The organism is Sphingomonas trueperi (genome assembly GCF_011927635.1).
GTDB classification, from domain to species: domain Bacteria; phylum Pseudomonadota; class Alphaproteobacteria; order Sphingomonadales; family Sphingomonadaceae; genus Sphingomonas; species Sphingomonas trueperi.
In genome coordinates, this window is the sequence record NZ_JAATJB010000016.1 from 1 (window position 1) to 15,883 (window position 15,883).

Here is a 15,883-nt window from a genome sequence, read left to right on the forward strand (position 1 = left end):
TCATCTGGGCGATGGCGGGCGAGAACCAGGATTATACCGACATGCAGGTGCTGGATATCTGCCAGCTGGCCTGACCCCTTAACTCCCCCTCCCGCGCGCGGGAGGGGGCTGGGGGGTGGGCCCCCGGCCTTCGCGCGCGATGCAATCCTTGGATAGCGGGGGCCCACCCCCCGACCCCCTCCCGCAGGGGGAGAGGGACATGCCATGACCAACCCCTTCGATCTCAGCGGCCGAGTGGCCGTCGTCACCGGCGCGAACACCGGCATCGGGCAGGCGATTGCCGTCGCGCTGGCGGCGGCGGGAGCGGATGTCGCCTGTGTCGGCCGCACCCCTGCCGAGGAAACGGTAGCCAAGATCGTCGCGCTCGGCCGCCGGGCGCAGATCGTCTCCGCCGACCTGTCGACGATCGCGCCAATAGGGCAGGTGGTCGACGAGACACTCTCGCGGCTCGGGCGGCTGGATATCCTGGTCAACAATGCGGGCATCATCCGCCGCGCCGACGCCGTTGATTTCACCGAGGCGGACTGGGATGCGGTGATCGACACCAATCTCAAATCGGTGTTTTTCCTCAGCCAGGCAGCGGGGCGGCACATGATCGCGCAAGGCAAGGGGCGGATCATCAACATCGCGTCGATGCTCACCTTCCAGGGCGGCATCCGGGTGCCGAGCTATACCGCGTCCAAGGCGGGAGTCGGTGGGCTCACCAAGCTGCTTGCCAATGAATGGGCGCGACACGGGGTAACGGTCAACGCGATCGCACCGGGCTATATCGCTACCAACAACACCGCCGCGCTGCAGGCGGATGCGGCGCGCAACACCGCGATCCTCGACCGGATACCGGCGGCGCGTTGGGGGGCGCCGGAAGATCTCGGCGGCGCTGCGGTGTTCCTTGCCTCCGATGCGGCGGCCTATGTGCAGGGGCATATCCTTGCGGTTGACGGCGGATGGCTCGCGCGGTGAGCCAGGGCTGGACGCGGCGCGGCGCGCTCGGGGCGGGGGCGGCGCTGGTCGCCGCGGCGGCCGCGCGCGCAGCCCCGGACGGTGTGGTCCGCACTGCCGCGGGCGACTTCGTCGGTACCGGCTCCAGCGGGGTGCGAGCGTTTCGCGGCATCCGATATGGCACCGCCCCGCGCTTTCGCGCGCCTGTCGCCTTCGCCGCTCCGGGGCAGACGATCGCTGCCGACAAGTTCGGCCCGGTCTGCCCGCAGCGCGGTCCTTATGGCCCGCAGGACGAAGACTGCCTCTATCTCAACATCTGGACCACCGAAGCGGACAGTCGGGCGCGCAAGCCGGTGATGCTGTACGTCCATGGCGGCGCCTATTCGAACGGCAGCGTCACCGATCCGCTCAACGACGGCGAGGCGCTGGCCGCGCGGGGCGACGTGGTGGTGGTCACCGTCAACCACCGGCTCAATGCGCTCGGCTATCTCTATCTTGCGCGGCTAGATCCGCGCTTTCCCGATAGCGGCAATGCGGGGCAGCTGGACCTGATCCTGGCGCTGCGCTGGGTGCGCGCCAACATCGCCGCGTTCGGCGGCGACCCGCAGCGGGTGATGGTGTTCGGCCAGTCCGGGGGCGGGGCCAAGATCGCGACGATGCTGGGCATGCCGGCCGCGCAGGGGCTGTTCCACCGCGCCGCGACGATGAGCGGCCAGCAGGTGACCGCCTCGGGCCCGCTCAACGCCACCGCACGGGCGCGCGCCTATCTGGCAGGGCTGAAGCTTTCGGAGCGGGACCTTTCCCCGCTGCTCGACCTGCCGGTGGCGCGGCTCGTGGAGGGGCTGGACACCACGGACCCGATCCTGGGCGGCGGCCTGTATTTCGGACCGGTGCTCGACATGAAGTGGCTCACGCGTCATCCGTTCTGGCCGGACGCCAATCCTTTGGGCAACGCCATCCCGATGATCCTGGGCAATGTCCGCGACGAAACCAGGGCGTTCCTTTCGCCGGATTCGGAGAAGGTGCGCGGCCTCGACTGGGACAATCTCGCCGCGCGCATGGCGCCCGAGCTGAAGATCGACATCCTACCCGAATGGGTGGTGGCGCAATATCGCGCGCATTTTCCGGACTGGTCGCCCACCGAGATATTCTATGCCGCCACCACCGCGGGCCGCAGCTGGCGCGGCCAGGTGATCGAGGCCGAGGCGCGAGCCGCCGCTGGTGCGCCTACCTTCGTCTACCAGGTCGACTTCACCTCGCGCACCGATCCGCGGCGCGGCGCCTTCCACACGATGGACATTCCGCTGGTGTTCGGGACCCTCGCCGCAAAGGGCTCGCAAACCGGCACGGCGGCCGACGCGCGGGCGGCCAGTGCGGCGATGCAGGAACGCTTCGTCGCCTTCGCCCGGGCCGGCGATCCCAATGCTGCGGGCATGCCGCGCTGGCCACGCTACGACCTCGCAACCCGCGCGACGATGATGTTCGACACGCACAGCCATATCGAGAACGATCCGCGTCGCTGGCAGCGCGAGCTGTTCGCGCGCGTCCCCTATATCCAGCCGGGTACCTGACCGGCGACCAAAGGCGGGAACGCCCGGACGGCTGACCGCATCGCGGGCGCGTGCCCGCGGTGCGATCCGGCGTGTTCACAACGCTCCGGTCGGCGACGAAAAACACTGCATCCGCCACGCGAAACGCCTGTTGACACCGGTTACCATCGCGCGCAGAAAAGGCACGGGAACAGCGGGCGAAGACCCGTGGACCCCGGGGAGGATCGAACAGACGCGCGGACATCGCGTGCAGGACCCTTCCCACGGATCGGACGACGGCAGCGTGCAGGCGCGCGCAGCCGCTTTCAGAACGGACTGTCCCGCGGGGACGAAGGGAGAGAGAGATGGCTGAGGGGTTCTCGGTGCCGGGACAGGCACGCATGCAGCACTTGCGGGGCGTTTCGGCAGGCGCACTGATCCTGGCGCTGGCCGCGCCGCTGGCGGCCGCGGCGCAGGTGGCGTCGGATGGCTCGCAGACGGTGCCGTCGACCGGAATCGACGCCGGGCAGGCGGAAAATCAGGAAATCATCGTCACCGGCTTTCGCCGCTCGCTCGATGCGGCGCTGAACGTCAAACGCGATTCGGTGGCGGCGGTCGATGCGATCGTGGCGGAAGACATTGCCAAGTTCCCCGACCAGAATCTGGCGGAATCGCTGCAGCGCATCCCGGGCATCTCGATCCAGCGCGATGCGGGCGAGGGCAGGGCGATCACCGTGCGCGGTCTCGGCGCGCAGTTCACCCGGGTTCGCGTCAACGGCATGGAGACGGTGGCGACCTCGACCGACGGCGCCAGCGCGAACCGCGATCGCGCCTTCGATTTCAACGTGTTCGCCTCCGAGCTGTTCACCTCGATCGTCGTCCACAAGACCGCGGAGGCGTCGCTGGACGAGGGCTCGCTCGGCGCCGTGGTCGACCTCAACACCGGCAATCCATTGGCGGGCAAGACCGGCCTCACCGCGGTTGGTTCGGCGCAGGCCAGCTACAATGATCTCTCCAAGAATGTGCGGCCGCGGCTTGCCGGCCTGCTCTCCTGGAAGAACGCCGCCGGCACCTTCGGCGCGTCGGTTTCGGCGGCGTACAGCAAGACCAACAATCTCGAGCTGGGCAACAACACGGTGCGCTGGGCGCAGGCGCGCTTCGACTCGGTGAACGGTACGCCCTGCTTCTACAACAGCGCGACCGGCACGACGCCGGTGCGCAACAGCGGCGGCACCTATCGCTCCAGCGCGGCGTGCAACGAGGCGGCGCTGGCCTTCCACCCGCGCATCCCGCGCTATGGCGAGGTGGGGCACGATCGCGAGCGGCTGGGCATCACCGGCAGTGTCCAGTTCGCGCCGACGGACCGCACCAAGATCTCGATCGACGGGCTCTATTCGCGCTTCAAGGAGACGCGCGAGGAGAAATGGGGCGAGGTGCTGCTGCGCTCGAACGAGCGCTCGATCGACCTGCTCAACCCGACCTATGACACCAAGGGCAACATGGTGTCGGCCACGCTCAACGACGCCTGGGTCCGCACCGAGCATTATCTGCGCAAGTCGCAGACGGAATTCTATCAGATCGGCGGCAGCTGGGACCAGGACGTCACCGACACGCTCCGCTTCACCCTGCTCGGCGGCATTTCGAAATCGGATGCGAGCATCCCGGTCGAGACCACCTTCGTCTTCGACAACCGCACCGCGCAGAACTACAGCTACGACTATTCCAACATGTGGCAGCCGAAGCTGACCTTCGGCACCAGCGTGACCGATCCGGCGAACTTCCAGCTGGCCGAGATCCGCGATCGCCCCTCGAACGTCACCAACAAGTTCCGCACCGCGCAATTGCGCACCGAATGGGACGTGACCGACGGGTTTCAGGTCAAGGCAGGCGGTGTCTATCGCCGCTTCTCCTTCGACTCCGTCGCCTATACCCGCGATGCCGTGGTGTGCCCGACCAAAGCCGCCGCCGCGCGCGACGCGGTGCTGGGCAACGTGACCTGCTCGGCATCGAGCCAGGTCTTCGCGCCGGGCGCCATCTATGGCTTCCCGGTAGCGGGGCTGGGCGAGACGTTCAACCTCGGCAATGCCGGCCAGCCGTCCGGCACGACCAGCACCTTCCTCATCCCCAATATCGACGCCTCGGCGAAGTATACCGGCCTCTACGATCGCCCGCTGGCGATCGATCCGGGCAACATCCGCAACGTGGTCGAGGCTGCAAAGGGCGGCTATCTCGAATTCGATGTGAAGGGCGATCTGTTCGGGCTTCGCTACGCCGCCAATGCCGGCATGCGCTACGTGCGAACCGACCAGACCTCCACCGGTCTCAACAACGGCGTGGCGGTCACGGTGCGGCGCAACTATGACGACTGGCTGCCGGCGATCAACGTTGCGCTGTTCCCGACCGAGCAGGTGATCCTGCGCGGCGCCGTTTCCAAGGTGATGACCCGGCCGACGCTCGGCAATCTCACTCCCGGCGGCTCGGTCGACGGCTTCAACTATCGCATCAACTTCGGCAACCCGCAGCTCGATCCGTTCCGCGCGACCTCCTATGACATCGCCGCCGAATGGTATTTCGCGCCGCAATCGATCGTCTCGGTCGCGCTGTTCAAGAAGAATGTGGAGAGCTTCCCCGTTTCGGTGACCACCTCGGGCAGCTACGCTTCGACCGGCCTGCCGCTGTCGATCATCCCGCCAAGCTCGCCTGCAGCGTCGAACCCAGAGGGGCAGATCTGGCAGATCAGCACGATCACCAACGGGACCGGCGCGTCGCTGAAGGGCATGGAAGTCTCGTTCCAGACCGCCTTCCGCTTCCTGCCGGGCTTCCTCAAGAATTTCGGCATGATCGCCAACGCGACCTTCATCGATTCGGATGCGGCATATACGCAGAGCGGGCCGGCGATCGCACCCGGCGGCGCGCTGGTCGCGGTAACGCGGACCGAGACGCTCTACGGGCTGTCGAAGCGCGCCTATAACGGCACGCTTTACTATGAGGACCAGAAGTTCAGCGCGCGCGGTTCGGTGAGCTATCGCGGGCCGTATATCGATGGCGGCTCCGGCACCGGCAACATCTTCGAGGGGTATAACTCGTCGCTCAACGTCGATGCCTCGATCCGCTACAAGATCACGCCGAACGTCGAGGTGTCGCTGGAAGGCACGAACCTCACCGACGACTATCGCGATCGCTACACCGATCTCGATGCCAACCGGAACTATGAATATAACCACTTCGGTCGCACGATCCTGATCGGTGCGCGCTTTAAGATGTGAGCAGCGCGAAAGGGGAGGAGGCGATGGGTATCGATCGCAGACGGGCGCTGCTCGGAACGCTCGCCCTCGGCATCGGCGGGGCCGCTGCAGCGCAGACCTCGCCGCCTGCGGTGGCCGGCCAGCGGGTGCCGGGTCGCCCCGACCCGCGCGAGACGATCGACCTTTGGCCGGACGGTGCGCCGGGACTTCCCGCCGCGCCGCCGGTCGAGACGGTCGACGAGCGGAGCAAGGATCTGCAGCTTGCCGACCGTGCCGTCCATGGGGTCACCCACCCGAGGCTCGTCGTGTTCCGGCCGGAGCGGCCCAACGGTACGGCGGTGCTCATCTTTCCCGGCGGCGGCTATCGCTGGGTGGTGGTCGACAAGGAAGGCTATGAGACGGGCCGCTGGCTGGCGGCGCGCGGCTATACCGCCTTCGTCTTGTTCTACCGGCTGCCGGGCGAGGGCTGGGGCGCGGGCCCGGACGTGGCGCTTTCGGATGCGCAGCGGGCGATACGGGTGCTCCGATCGCGCGCCGGGCAATATGGCATCCGGCCCAACAGGATGGTCGCGATGGGCTTCTCGGCGGGCGGTCATCTTTGCGGCGATCTCGCGACCCGCTTCGATGCCCCCACCTATGCCGCGATCGATGCGGCGGACCGCCTCTCTGCGCGCCCCGACGGCGCGGCGCTGCTCTATGCGGTCCAGTCGATGACGCTGCCGACAGCGCACCCGGGTTCGCGCATGCAACTGCTGGGTGCGCATGCCGACCGGGCGCTGGAACGCGCCCACAGCCCCGCATGGAACGTCACGGCGCGGACGCCGCCCTGCTTCCTGCTCCATGCCGAGGACGATGCGAGCGTGCCGGTGGAAAACACGCTGGAGATGCGCGCGGCGTTGCGGACGGCCGGCGTGCTCGCCGAGACGCACCTGTTCCCCGAGGGCGGGCATGGCTTCGGGCTCCGCCTGGCCGCCGGAAAGCCCGTGGCCGTCTGGCCCGAGCTGTTCCGGCGCTGGGCCGAGGCGCGCGGGCTCGCGTGATGCGGATCGGCCGACGAGATTTGCTGGCGGGCGCGGTGGCCGGGGCGGGGGCGCCCGCGCTCGCGCGAGCGGCTGGCCCCGAACGCGACTCGCCATGGGCATGCGGCTTCGACGGTCAGCGCAAGCCCGATCTGGGCGACGGGCGCTTCCTCAACCCGCTGCTCGCCGGCGATCATCCCGATCCTGCCATCCTGAAGGACGGCGCCGACTATTACATGACCTTTTCCAGCTTCGACAGCTATCCGGGGCTGACGATCTGGCACAGCCGCGATCTGGTGAACTGGCAGCCGCGTGCGTCCGCGCTCACCCGGAACATAGGCTCGGTATGGGCAGTCAGCCTCGAGAAGCATGGCGGCCGCTATTTCCTCTACGTGCCGGTCAAAGCCTCACCCAACACGATCTACGTGCTCTGGGCCGACCATATCGACGGCCCGTGGAGCGACCCGATCGACCTCGGGCTGCACGCGCATATCGATCCGTGCCATGCGGTCGGCGAGGATGGGTCACGCTGGCTGTTCCTGTCTGGCGGCGATCGCGTGCGACTGGCGGCGGACGGGCTGTCGGTCGCCGGCCCGGTCGAGCATGTCTATGATCCCTGGCGCTATCCCGAGGAATGGGACGTCGAGAGCTTCTCGCCCGAAGGCCCCAAGATCGTGCGCCGGGGCGGCTGGTTCTACATGATCACGGCGGTTGGCGGCACCGCAGGACCACCCACCGGGCACATGGTGATCGTCGCCCGCGCCCGATCGATCCACGGGCCTTGGGAGAATGATCCCGGCAATCCTGTCGTACGCACCCGCGACGAGACGGAGCGCTGGTGGTGCCGCGGCCATGCCAGTCTTGTCGAGGCGCCGGACGGATCCTGGTGGTCGGTCTATCACGGCTATGAGAACGGCTTCTGGACGCTCGGGCGGCAGGCGCTGCTCGATCCCGTCCGCTGGACCGCCGATGGCTGGTTCCGCATGACCGGCGGCGACCTTTCCGCCCCCATCGCCAAGCCTCGCGGTGGGAGCGCGGTACCCCATGGGCAACCGCTTTCCGACCGCTTCGAGACATTGGCGTTGGGGCGGAAATGGAACTTCTTCCGGCCGGCGGCAGACGAGGCCGATCGCGTGCGTGTCTCCGGCGGCGTTCTCGAACTCGCCGGCCGCGGCAGCGCGCCCCGGGACTCCGCGCCGTTGCTGCTCACTGCGGGGGATCAGGCGTACCAGTTCGAATGCACGATCGAGATCGATGCGGGCGCCACCGCCGGACTGCTGCTGTTCTATGACGATCGGCTCTATTGCGGGCTGGGCTTCGACGCGGAACGGTTCGTCACGCATCAATATGGGGCGGAGCGCGGTCGTCCGCCCAACCCGCATGGCCGCATGTTGCGGATGCGGGTCGTGAACCGCCGTCACATCGTCTCGCTCTGGACGCGCGGCGAGGAAGGGCAAGGCTGGCGGCGCTTCGATCGCGGCATGGAGGTGTCCGGCTATCATCACAATGTGCGCGGCGGCTTCCTGATGCTGCGCCCGGGTTTATATTGCGCCGGCTCGGGACGCGCGCGCTTTCGGGACTTTCGCTTCGAGGCGCTGCTGGATGTGCCTGAGCATTAGAGCAGGATGACGTGATGTTAACCCGCCGTGACGGGCCCGCCGCTTCGCGGTGGCCCTGCGCCGTCCGCGGCGATCGGAGGATCCGTCCCCAGCCTGTGCCTCTCCGTGGAGCGGCACGATCTCGCTTGCTCAGCCCCGTGCCGAGACGATCTTCGGCAAGCGCTTGATGGGTTCGACGGTGATGCGGCGGAACCAGGTCTCCGCACCTTCGGATTGCAGCTGGATCCGGCCATGGGTCAGCGGCGTGCGCTTGCCGTCGGCGCCGATCACGGCCAGGTCGCGCGCCTCGGCGACCGGCACGCCGTTGACGACGTGCACCGCGCGATCGCCCAGCACGTACAGGTCGAGCACGTTCCATTCGCCTTCCGGCTTCTCGGCGTCGACCGCGGCCTCGACGTTCCAGGTCGGGGTGCCGTTGATCATGTCGACCATGCGCCCATCGAGGCGGAAGCGCAGATGCGGCGCGATCAGCGCGTCGTCGAAGGCGACATTGGTGTGGGCGCGGAGCGCCTTGCCCACCATCACCAGCATGCCGGTCGAGCCCTTCATGATCTCGAACTCCACGGAGGGCTGCCAGGTGCCGAACACCTCGCCCGGGCGGCCATGGGTATGATAGAGCAGGCCGTTGTTCGGCGGCAGCGTCGCGCGCGGTGCCCAGCGCTTGGGACCCCATTTGAACTCGAGCCGCAGGTGATAGTCGCGCAGGTCGGCGCGGTGCACCAGGCTGCCCCAGGTCTCGCCCTTCACCCAGATCGCCGGCTCGCCATCGACGGTGCGCACCGCGAAGTCGCCGCTGGTGTCCCGCAACGTGCCGATCGGAGTCGCGACCGGATCGCCCTTGTAGGTGATGCCGGGGTCCGCATAGCCCAGCCAAGGCTGCCAGCCGTCCAGCGACTTGCCGTCGAACAGCCGGATGCGCGCGCCCGCCGGCCTGGGCAGATCGACCAGCATGAGTCGCTGCGGCGCGGCGTTGGTCGGGCCGGCGAGGGCGCGGGCGAGGTCCTTGGAGTCCTGGCCGCCGGCCGCCAATGGCAGCGAAAGCAGAAGGGCGAGCGTACGGAGCATCATGGACATCCTTCGTCGGCGAGGTGAATCGATGGCGTGTCGAGCGTAGCGCCGATCGGCATCAGCGTGCCAGCGGTTCCAGCCGCAGCAACAGCACGTCGTTTGTCTGCAGCGCGATCGGCACGCTGAGCGTGCCGGACTGCGGCACGGTTACCGTCTCGTCCCGTTCGGGCAGGTCGCGGGTCAGGCGCTGGAGCGCGGCGACCTGCGTGCCGGTCAGCGCCTTCGGCATGCCGAGGTCGATATAGGCCGAGAACGCGTCATTGTGGCGGTAGCCGGTCCGGAACAGGCGTAGCGTGTACGTGCCGGGGCGCAGATGGGCCAGCCGCACCGTCGCAGGCGGCGCCGCCCTGGCGGGAACGCGCTTGCCGTAGAAGGAGCGATTGCTCACCGGCTGGTCGGGTTGGTGCCAGTCCCACAGCACCACCGCCAGCTTCGCGCCGTCGACGGCGGCAATGCTGTGCGGGTCGCCGGTCGGCATCTCGCGCCCGCGCAGCGCGTCGAGATATTTGTAGGCGAACCAGGCGGGCTTGCGGATGCCCTGCGGGTTCATCAGCCCGAAGCCGCCCTCGAACGGCGCGGTCGGCGGGCCGGGTTCCTCGAACAGGTCGCTGAAGGTCCAGTAGCTCATGCCCTGGACGAGGCCCTGCACCGCCTTGAGCTTGGTGAGGATGTACGCCGCGCTCACATAGGAATCATGGACCAGGTCGCGGGGCGTGTAGCTGGTGCTCCACTCGGTGAAATAGAGCGGCAGGTCGGGCGTGGGCGAGGCGTCGATCTGACGGCGGACGTTGCGCACGTCGCCGACGATCGCGTCGGGGGAGGGGGAGAGCTTGGTGTCCTGCTTGCCCTGTTCGTCGAGAAAGCCGCCCTCGACGCCGTAGGTGTGCGTCGTCACGAAGTCGACCGGCGTGCCCCGCTTGTGCATGTCGGCGAGGAATTCGGGCACCCAGGCCGCGCCTGCCGTCGACGGGCCGCCGACGCGCAGCGCGGGGTCCACTGCCTTGATCGCACGGGCGCTGGCGTCGTACAGGTCGAAATAGGCCTTCTGGTCGGCCTTTTCCCAGAAGCCGTCGAGATTGGGCTCGTTCCACACCTCGAAGAACCAGCTGCGCACCTCGTCGCGGCCATAGCGTGCCTGCGCGTGGCGAACGAAGGCGACGAGCAGGTCGCGCCATGCCCCCAGCTCCGGGTGCGAGGTGTTGCCCTTCCAGTAGAAGATCGAATTGTCCGAGGTCTTCAGCGCCTCGGGCGTGAAACCGAGTTCGACGAACGGCTTCACCCCGCGGGCGAGCAGCTTGTCGTACAGCGCGTCGATGCCGGTCCAGTCATAGGTGATGGCGCCGTTCTTGCGCTGCACCGTCCTCAGCACATCGTGGAAGATCGCGTGGAAGCGGACGTAGCGGAAGCCGAGCTCGTCATGCGCAGTCTTGAGCTGGGCCATGGCATCGTCGCGGCGCAGCGTACCCGGATAGTCGGAGCCGATCGACAGGTCGAAAAACCGATCGATCGGCGCCTTGGCGGTGGCGACGTCGACGCGGACCGTGCGCGGCGCCGTCTGTGCGCGCAGGGGGGCGCCGGTGAGCCCCAGCAGCAGTCCGGCGGCGGCGGTGATCCGGTGCAGTCGCTTCAAGAGATCGTCTCCCCCTTCGGATATCGGCATTGGATTCGCGGCTCTCGCGCCGCATCCGCGCGGCAGGTTCGAGCGACGAAATGGTCGTGCGCGGGCAGGCGCGGCAGCGCCGCCAGCAGTGCCGCGCGGCGCGCGGCGAACATCTTCTCCACCGCCTGAAGCGGCGGGCGGTCGGCGGCGGGATCATGGCCGCGCGGCATGCGGCCCTGGCCGAGCAGCACCGCCACCCAGCTCGCCTCGGCATGCGATTCGAGATCGTGGAGCGGGACCCGCCCCATCGCGTCCCACAGCGCGAGCTTGTGGGCGAGGCTGTCGGGCAGCGCCATCGCCGCCATGTCGCGCCAGAACGGCTCGGGGCGGCGGCTGCTGCAGTAATGCGCGATCAGGAAGTCGCGGATCCGCGCATATTCGCCGATCGTCTGGCGATTATATTCGGCAACGATGGCGGGATCGGTGGGCCCCTGGCTCGGCATCAGCTCGGCGAGGCGGCCGAGGCCGGTCTGGACCAATTGGAGGCTGGTGGACTCGAGCGGCTCCATGAACCCCGCGGCCAGCCCGATCGCGACGACATTGTGCGCCCAGAACCGCTCGCGGCGCCCGGTGGTGAACCGCAGCGGGCGCGGATCGCCGATCGCATCGCCGTCGAGGTTCGCCGCGAGCCGTGCTGCGGCCTCGTCATCGGAAAGATGGGCGCTGCTATAGACCAGCCCGTTGCCGGTGCGGTGCTGGAGCGGGATCCGCCACTGCCAGCCCACGGTATGGGCGGTGGCGCGGGTGAAGGGTGTGAACCGGCCGGCGCGGGTGCAGCCTTGCGCCAGCGCGCGGTCCGCCGGCAGCCAGCGCGACCAGTCGACGAAGGGCGTGCCGAGCGCTTCGCCCAGCAGGCGGCTGGCAAAGCCGGTGCAGTCGATGAACAGGTCGGCCGCGATCGCGCGGTCGCCGTCGAGCCGGAGCGTCGCGAGGTCCCCGGTTCCGGGATCGCGCTCGACCCCGAGGATGCGGCCTTCGACCCGGACGACCCTGCGGGCCTCCGCATAGCTGCGCAGCAGCCGTGCGTAGAGGCCGGCGTCGAAATGATAGGCATAGCGATATTCGCCTGCCTCGCCCCGCAGCGCCTCGGGAGGCGCGAAACGGTCCTCGGCGGCGGCGCAGGCGGGCATCGACCATGCGTCGATGGGGTCGGCGATGCGCCCGGCTTCGCGCACGCGGTGCCAGTGGTGGTGCGGGGCGACGCCCTCGATCGGCGGACCGAAATCGGCGAATCCATGGAAGTGGCGATTGCCGGCCTCGCCCCAGCCGACGAACTCGATGCCGAGCTTGAAGCTGCCCTGCGTGGCCGCGACGAAGTCGGGCTCGTCCAGGCCGAGCAGCCGGTTGAAGTCGCGCAGGATCGGAACGGTCGCCTCGCCGACGCCGATCGTGCCGATCGCTTCGGACTCGATGAGCGTGATCCGCGTCTCCGGCGCCGGTCGCAGCCGTGCGAACAGCGCCGCCGCCATCCAGCCGGCACTGCCGCCGCCCGCGATCAGAATGTGCTGCGCCATCGCGGCACCCTCTCGATTCTCGTGATTGGTGCGGCCGAGCCTAGGCGCGATCCGCCGTCGATAAAATCCGCCCCCGAAACCCATGCGGGTCCGGGGGCGAGGCAGAGGAAGCTTAGAAGACCGAGCGGAACAGGAAGGCGAAGCGCCGGTCGGTGTCGGTCCAGCTGTAGCGCGGCTTCAGGCTGGGATCGCCCACGTCCAGGAAGGTGCGCGAGTTGAGCAGGTTATAGCCCTGCACGCCGATCTTGATGTGCTTGTTGAGCGAGTAGAGGATCGAGGCGTCAAGCTGGCCATAGCTCTCCGACCAGACCGGGTAGTTGAGGTTCGCGGCCGACGTGGTCAGCAGATAGTGCGAGCGCCAGTTATACGCCGCACGCGCCGAGACGCCGTACTTCTCGTACACCAGCGCCGCATTGTACGAGGTCCGCGACAGGCCCTCCAGCGGCAGGCTGAGCCCGGCGTTGGTGGTCTGGTTGGAGTCGAACACGTTGACCGCGGTATTCTTGCCGCCCGACGAATCGACGAAGGTGAAGTTGCCGCTGAAGCCGAGGCCGCCGAGCGCACCCGGCAGCATGTCGAAGAACTGGGTATAGCCGAGCTCGAAACCCTTGATCTTGCCCTTCGATCCGTTGGTCTGCTGGGTCACGTCGAAGGTCAACGTCTGGCCGTTCGAGGTGAAGGTCTGCTGCGTCGCGCCGGCGAAGATGTAGTTCGAGATGTCCTTGTAGAATCCGGCCAGCGTGATGCTGTTCGAACGCCCGAAGTAATATTCGAGGCTGAGGTCGAACTGGTTCGAGCGGGTCGGCTTCAGGTTCGGATTGCCGGCGCTGCCCGTGAAGCCGGTGAGGTTGCCGTTGCTGCCGACGCCGGTGGCGATGCCCGTCACCGAATCGAAGTTGAAGCCCAGCTGCACATAGGGGTTGAGCTGCATGAAGGTCGGGCGGACGATCGCCTTGGCCGCGGCGAAGCGCAGCTGGAGATTGTCCTTGAGGAAGAAGCGCAGGTTCAGGCTGGGCAGGACGTCGGTATACGAGCCGCTGCCTGCCGTCGCCTGCGTGATCGTGCCGCCGGCGAAGCGGAACGCCGCCGCATAATTGGCGCAATCGGTGGCGTTCACCGTCTGGCCGGCGCGCGGGCCGGTGGTGATCGGCGTGCCGACGACGCACAGATTGGGCGACGAAGTGGGCGCGGCGATCGAGATCGGCGTGCCGCTCGCCTCGTTCTCCGTGCGGATCACGCGGACGCCGATATTGCCGTCGAACTTGCCGATCGCGCTCTGGTCCATGCCGAAGCGCAGCAGGGCATAGCCGGCGTAGGTCCGCTCGATCTGGTTGTTGATGCCGCCCGGCGTCGTCGTGTAGTCGTCGCTCAGCGGCTTCCAGCCGGTGGGCTGGCCGTTCGCATCGAGCATCTCGGTGCTCTTGAGGTAGCTGTAGGCATTGGCCGTGCCGTTCTGGACGAGGCTGGCCGCCGGGAACCAAAAGCCGGCGCCCGGCTGGGGTACCTTGCCGCGGAAGAAGTTGTTGTAGTTGATCAGCGACGTCTGGTTGGGCAGGCCGGCGTTCTGCGTGCCGCCGGCGCGGCCGGTCTGGTTGAGGAAGACCGGGCTGCTCTGATCCCAATACTGCGCCGAGAGCATCGCCCAGTTATAGGTGCTCTGCCGGGTGGTGGCGTTGCGATCGGTGAAGCGGCCGCCGACGCGGAACGACTTCAGGACGTCGCTGTCGGTGAAGGTGTACTCCACGTCGGCGCGGCTCGCCCATTCATGCGCTTCGTTGTTCTCGATGTGGTCCATCGCCGCAGCCCACCAATAGTCGTTCTTGTTGGTAAGCGACTGGGCGCTGTTGGTAGGCGAGAACGTCATCGAGGGATCGTCGCCGCTGAAGTCGAAGGCGATCGTCGTCGGGATGCTGGCGCCGGTGAACGCCGTCATGCTGTACACCTTGGCGGTGGACTTGATGTACTGCAGGTCCGCGCTGACCGACCAGTTCTCGTTCGGCGTCCAGCGCAGGTTGCCCGAGAAGTCCTGGGTCTTCTTGTCCTGGCTGCCCGCGCGGGTGTCGAGGTTGAGGTTGCGGTTGGCGATGGTGCCCGACTGCAGCTCGCGGTTCGGCCCGAACTGGTAGCTGCTGTTGTCGGACGAGGGCGTGTCATAGTCGCCCACCGCATATTCGATGTCGTGCGGGGTCGCCTTGGAGATCAGCGCCTCGAAGGTCAGCTGCAGCGTGTCGCTGGGCTTCCACTGGAACGAGCCGTCGAATGCGGTGCGCTTCTGCTGCCAGTCGATGCGGCGGAAGCCCATGCCGGCGGGGATGTAGACGTTCGTACCGGCGGCGAGGCCGTCCTGCGGCGCGCTCAGCGTGCCGCGGTCATAGCGGCCGGCAGTAATGCTGTCGGTGCGGTTGCCGATGTTGTTGATCGAATAGCTGAGCAGCAGGCCCATTTCGCCCAGCGGGGTCTGCCAGCGGCCGCTGGCCAGCGCGTTGCCCGACCAGAAGGTCTTCTTGCGCAGATCGGCATAGTTTGCGTCGCCGGACAGCGCGAAAACATAGCCCGGCGCGTCGAACGGCTTGCGGGTGCGGAGATTGACGATGCCGCCGATGCCGCCTTCGACCAGCTCGGCCGAGGGATTCTTGTAGACGTCGACGCCGACCAGCAGGTCCGACGACACGTCCTCGAACGACAGGCCGCGGCCGTTGTTCGCCGAGAAGACGTCGCGGCCGTTGAGCTCCGAACGGACCCAGGACAGGCCGCGGATGAACACGCCGCCGCCTTCCGACGACAGGCGCGCCGGATCGCGATTCTCGTTGGTACGCTGGAGCGTGACGCCGGGGACGCGCTGCAGCGCTTCGGAGACCGAGCGGTCGGGCAGGGCGCCGATGTCCTGCGCGGTGATCGAATCGACCACCTGTTCGGCGTCGCGCTTGCGGTTGCGCGCGCTCTGCAGTGAGGCGCGGATGCCGGTGACGACGATTTCCTGGGCGCCGTCCCCAGCGGTCGCGTCCTGGGTCGCGGCTTCGCTGCCCTGGGGGGCCGCGGCGGCGGTCTGGGCGAGCGCGGTGCCCGACAGGCCGAGCAATGACAGCGTTGCCAGTGACGCGCCGGCGCGCAGCGCTGTGGTCAACGACGAAACATGGATAGGTGAAAAGCGGTTGATCATGAGTCCCCTCCCTGAGCGCCTGTCGGCGCCGATCGCAGATGGTTTGGCGGCAGCATGAAATGGCATGGCCGCGCGACGGTGCCGGTGTGGTCCCGGCATCCCGATGTTCGCGCTACCATCTGCTCCGATT

At 67.8% G+C, this 15,883-nt stretch carries 9 protein-coding genes; 5 read left to right on the top strand and 4 right to left on the bottom strand.

Annotation, left to right across the window (positions count from 1 at the left end; genetic code table 11):
• Positions 1 to 204: 204 nt before the first annotated feature.
• From kduD to GGR89_RS18960, 5 genes are all read left to right on the top strand, one after another.
• Positions 205 to 960, top strand: a complete 756-nt coding sequence (kduD, locus tag GGR89_RS18940; protein WP_125978386.1) for a 2-dehydro-3-deoxy-D-gluconate 5-dehydrogenase KduD — start codon at positions 205 to 207, stop codon at positions 958 to 960.
• Positions 945 to 2,510 carry a carboxylesterase/lipase family protein gene (locus GGR89_RS18945; RefSeq protein WP_125978388.1) on the top strand — a complete coding sequence of 522 codons (1,566 nt, stop codon included), beginning with the start codon at positions 945 to 947 and terminating at the stop codon, positions 2,508 to 2,510. The genes kduD and GGR89_RS18945 overlap by 16 nt, the downstream gene beginning before the upstream one ends.
• 323 nt (positions 2,511 to 2,833) lie before the next feature.
• Positions 2,834 to 5,734: a TonB-dependent receptor gene (locus tag GGR89_RS18950; RefSeq protein ID WP_125978390.1), complete on the top strand. Its 2,901-nt coding sequence runs from the start codon at positions 2,834 to 2,836 to the stop codon at positions 5,732 to 5,734.
• 23 nt (positions 5,735 to 5,757) lie between these two features.
• Entirely contained in the window at positions 5,758 to 6,753 is a 996-nt protein-coding gene (locus GGR89_RS18955; RefSeq protein WP_167713050.1) for an alpha/beta hydrolase, read from the top strand.
• Positions 6,753 to 8,351, top strand: coding sequence for a family 43 glycosylhydrolase (locus GGR89_RS18960; RefSeq protein WP_125976803.1), 1,599 nt, complete (start codon positions 6,753 to 6,755; stop codon positions 8,349 to 8,351). The genes GGR89_RS18955 and GGR89_RS18960 overlap by 1 nt, the downstream gene beginning before the upstream one ends.
• A 129-nt stretch (positions 8,352 to 8,480) precedes the next feature.
• Here the strand turns inward: GGR89_RS18960 and GGR89_RS18965 are convergent, their stop codons facing one another.
• The 4 genes from GGR89_RS18965 to GGR89_RS18980 form a co-directional block, all read right to left on the bottom strand.
• Positions 8,481 to 9,419, bottom strand: a complete 939-nt coding sequence (locus GGR89_RS18965; protein WP_241218020.1) for a 3-keto-disaccharide hydrolase — start codon at positions 9,417 to 9,419, stop codon at positions 8,481 to 8,483.
• 58 nt (positions 9,420 to 9,477) lie between these two features.
• Positions 9,478 to 11,049, bottom strand: coding sequence for a GH39 family glycosyl hydrolase (locus GGR89_RS18970; protein WP_241213645.1), 1,572 nt, complete (start codon positions 11,047 to 11,049; stop codon positions 9,478 to 9,480).
• Positions 11,046 to 12,593, bottom strand: a complete 1,548-nt coding sequence (locus tag GGR89_RS18975; protein WP_125976800.1) for a tryptophan halogenase family protein — start codon at positions 12,591 to 12,593, stop codon at positions 11,046 to 11,048. Before GGR89_RS18975 ends, GGR89_RS18970 begins: the two co-directional genes overlap by 4 nt.
• Positions 12,594 to 12,705: 112 nt before the next feature.
• The gene (locus tag GGR89_RS18980; RefSeq protein WP_245201727.1) at positions 12,706 to 15,717 is read right to left on the bottom strand and encodes a TonB-dependent receptor; all 3,012 of its coding nucleotides are present in this window, start codon (positions 15,715 to 15,717) and stop codon (positions 12,706 to 12,708) included.
• Positions 15,718 to 15,883: the final 166 nt, after the last annotated feature.

Excerpts from the sequence above, each read along its gene's own strand:
- kduD (WP_125978386.1), top strand. The coding sequence starts at position 205 with ATGACCAACCCCTTCGATCTCAGCGGCCGAGTGGCCGTCGTCACCGGC.
- GGR89_RS18945 (WP_125978388.1), top strand. The coding sequence starts at position 945 with ATGGCTCGCGCGGTGAGCCAGGGCTGGACGCGGCGCGGCGCGCTCGGG.
- GGR89_RS18950 (WP_125978390.1), top strand. The coding sequence starts at position 2,834 with ATGGCTGAGGGGTTCTCGGTGCCGGGACAGGCACGCATGCAGCACTTG.
- GGR89_RS18955 (WP_167713050.1), top strand. The coding sequence starts at position 5,758 with ATGGGTATCGATCGCAGACGGGCGCTGCTCGGAACGCTCGCCCTCGGC.
- GGR89_RS18960 (WP_125976803.1), top strand. The coding sequence starts at position 6,753 with ATGCGGATCGGCCGACGAGATTTGCTGGCGGGCGCGGTGGCCGGGGCG.
- GGR89_RS18965 (WP_241218020.1), bottom strand. The coding sequence starts at position 9,419 with ATGATGCTCCGTACGCTCGCCCTTCTGCTTTCGCTGCCATTGGCGGCC.
- GGR89_RS18975 (WP_125976800.1), bottom strand. The coding sequence starts at position 12,593 with ATGGCGCAGCACATTCTGATCGCGGGCGGCGGCAGTGCCGGCTGGATG.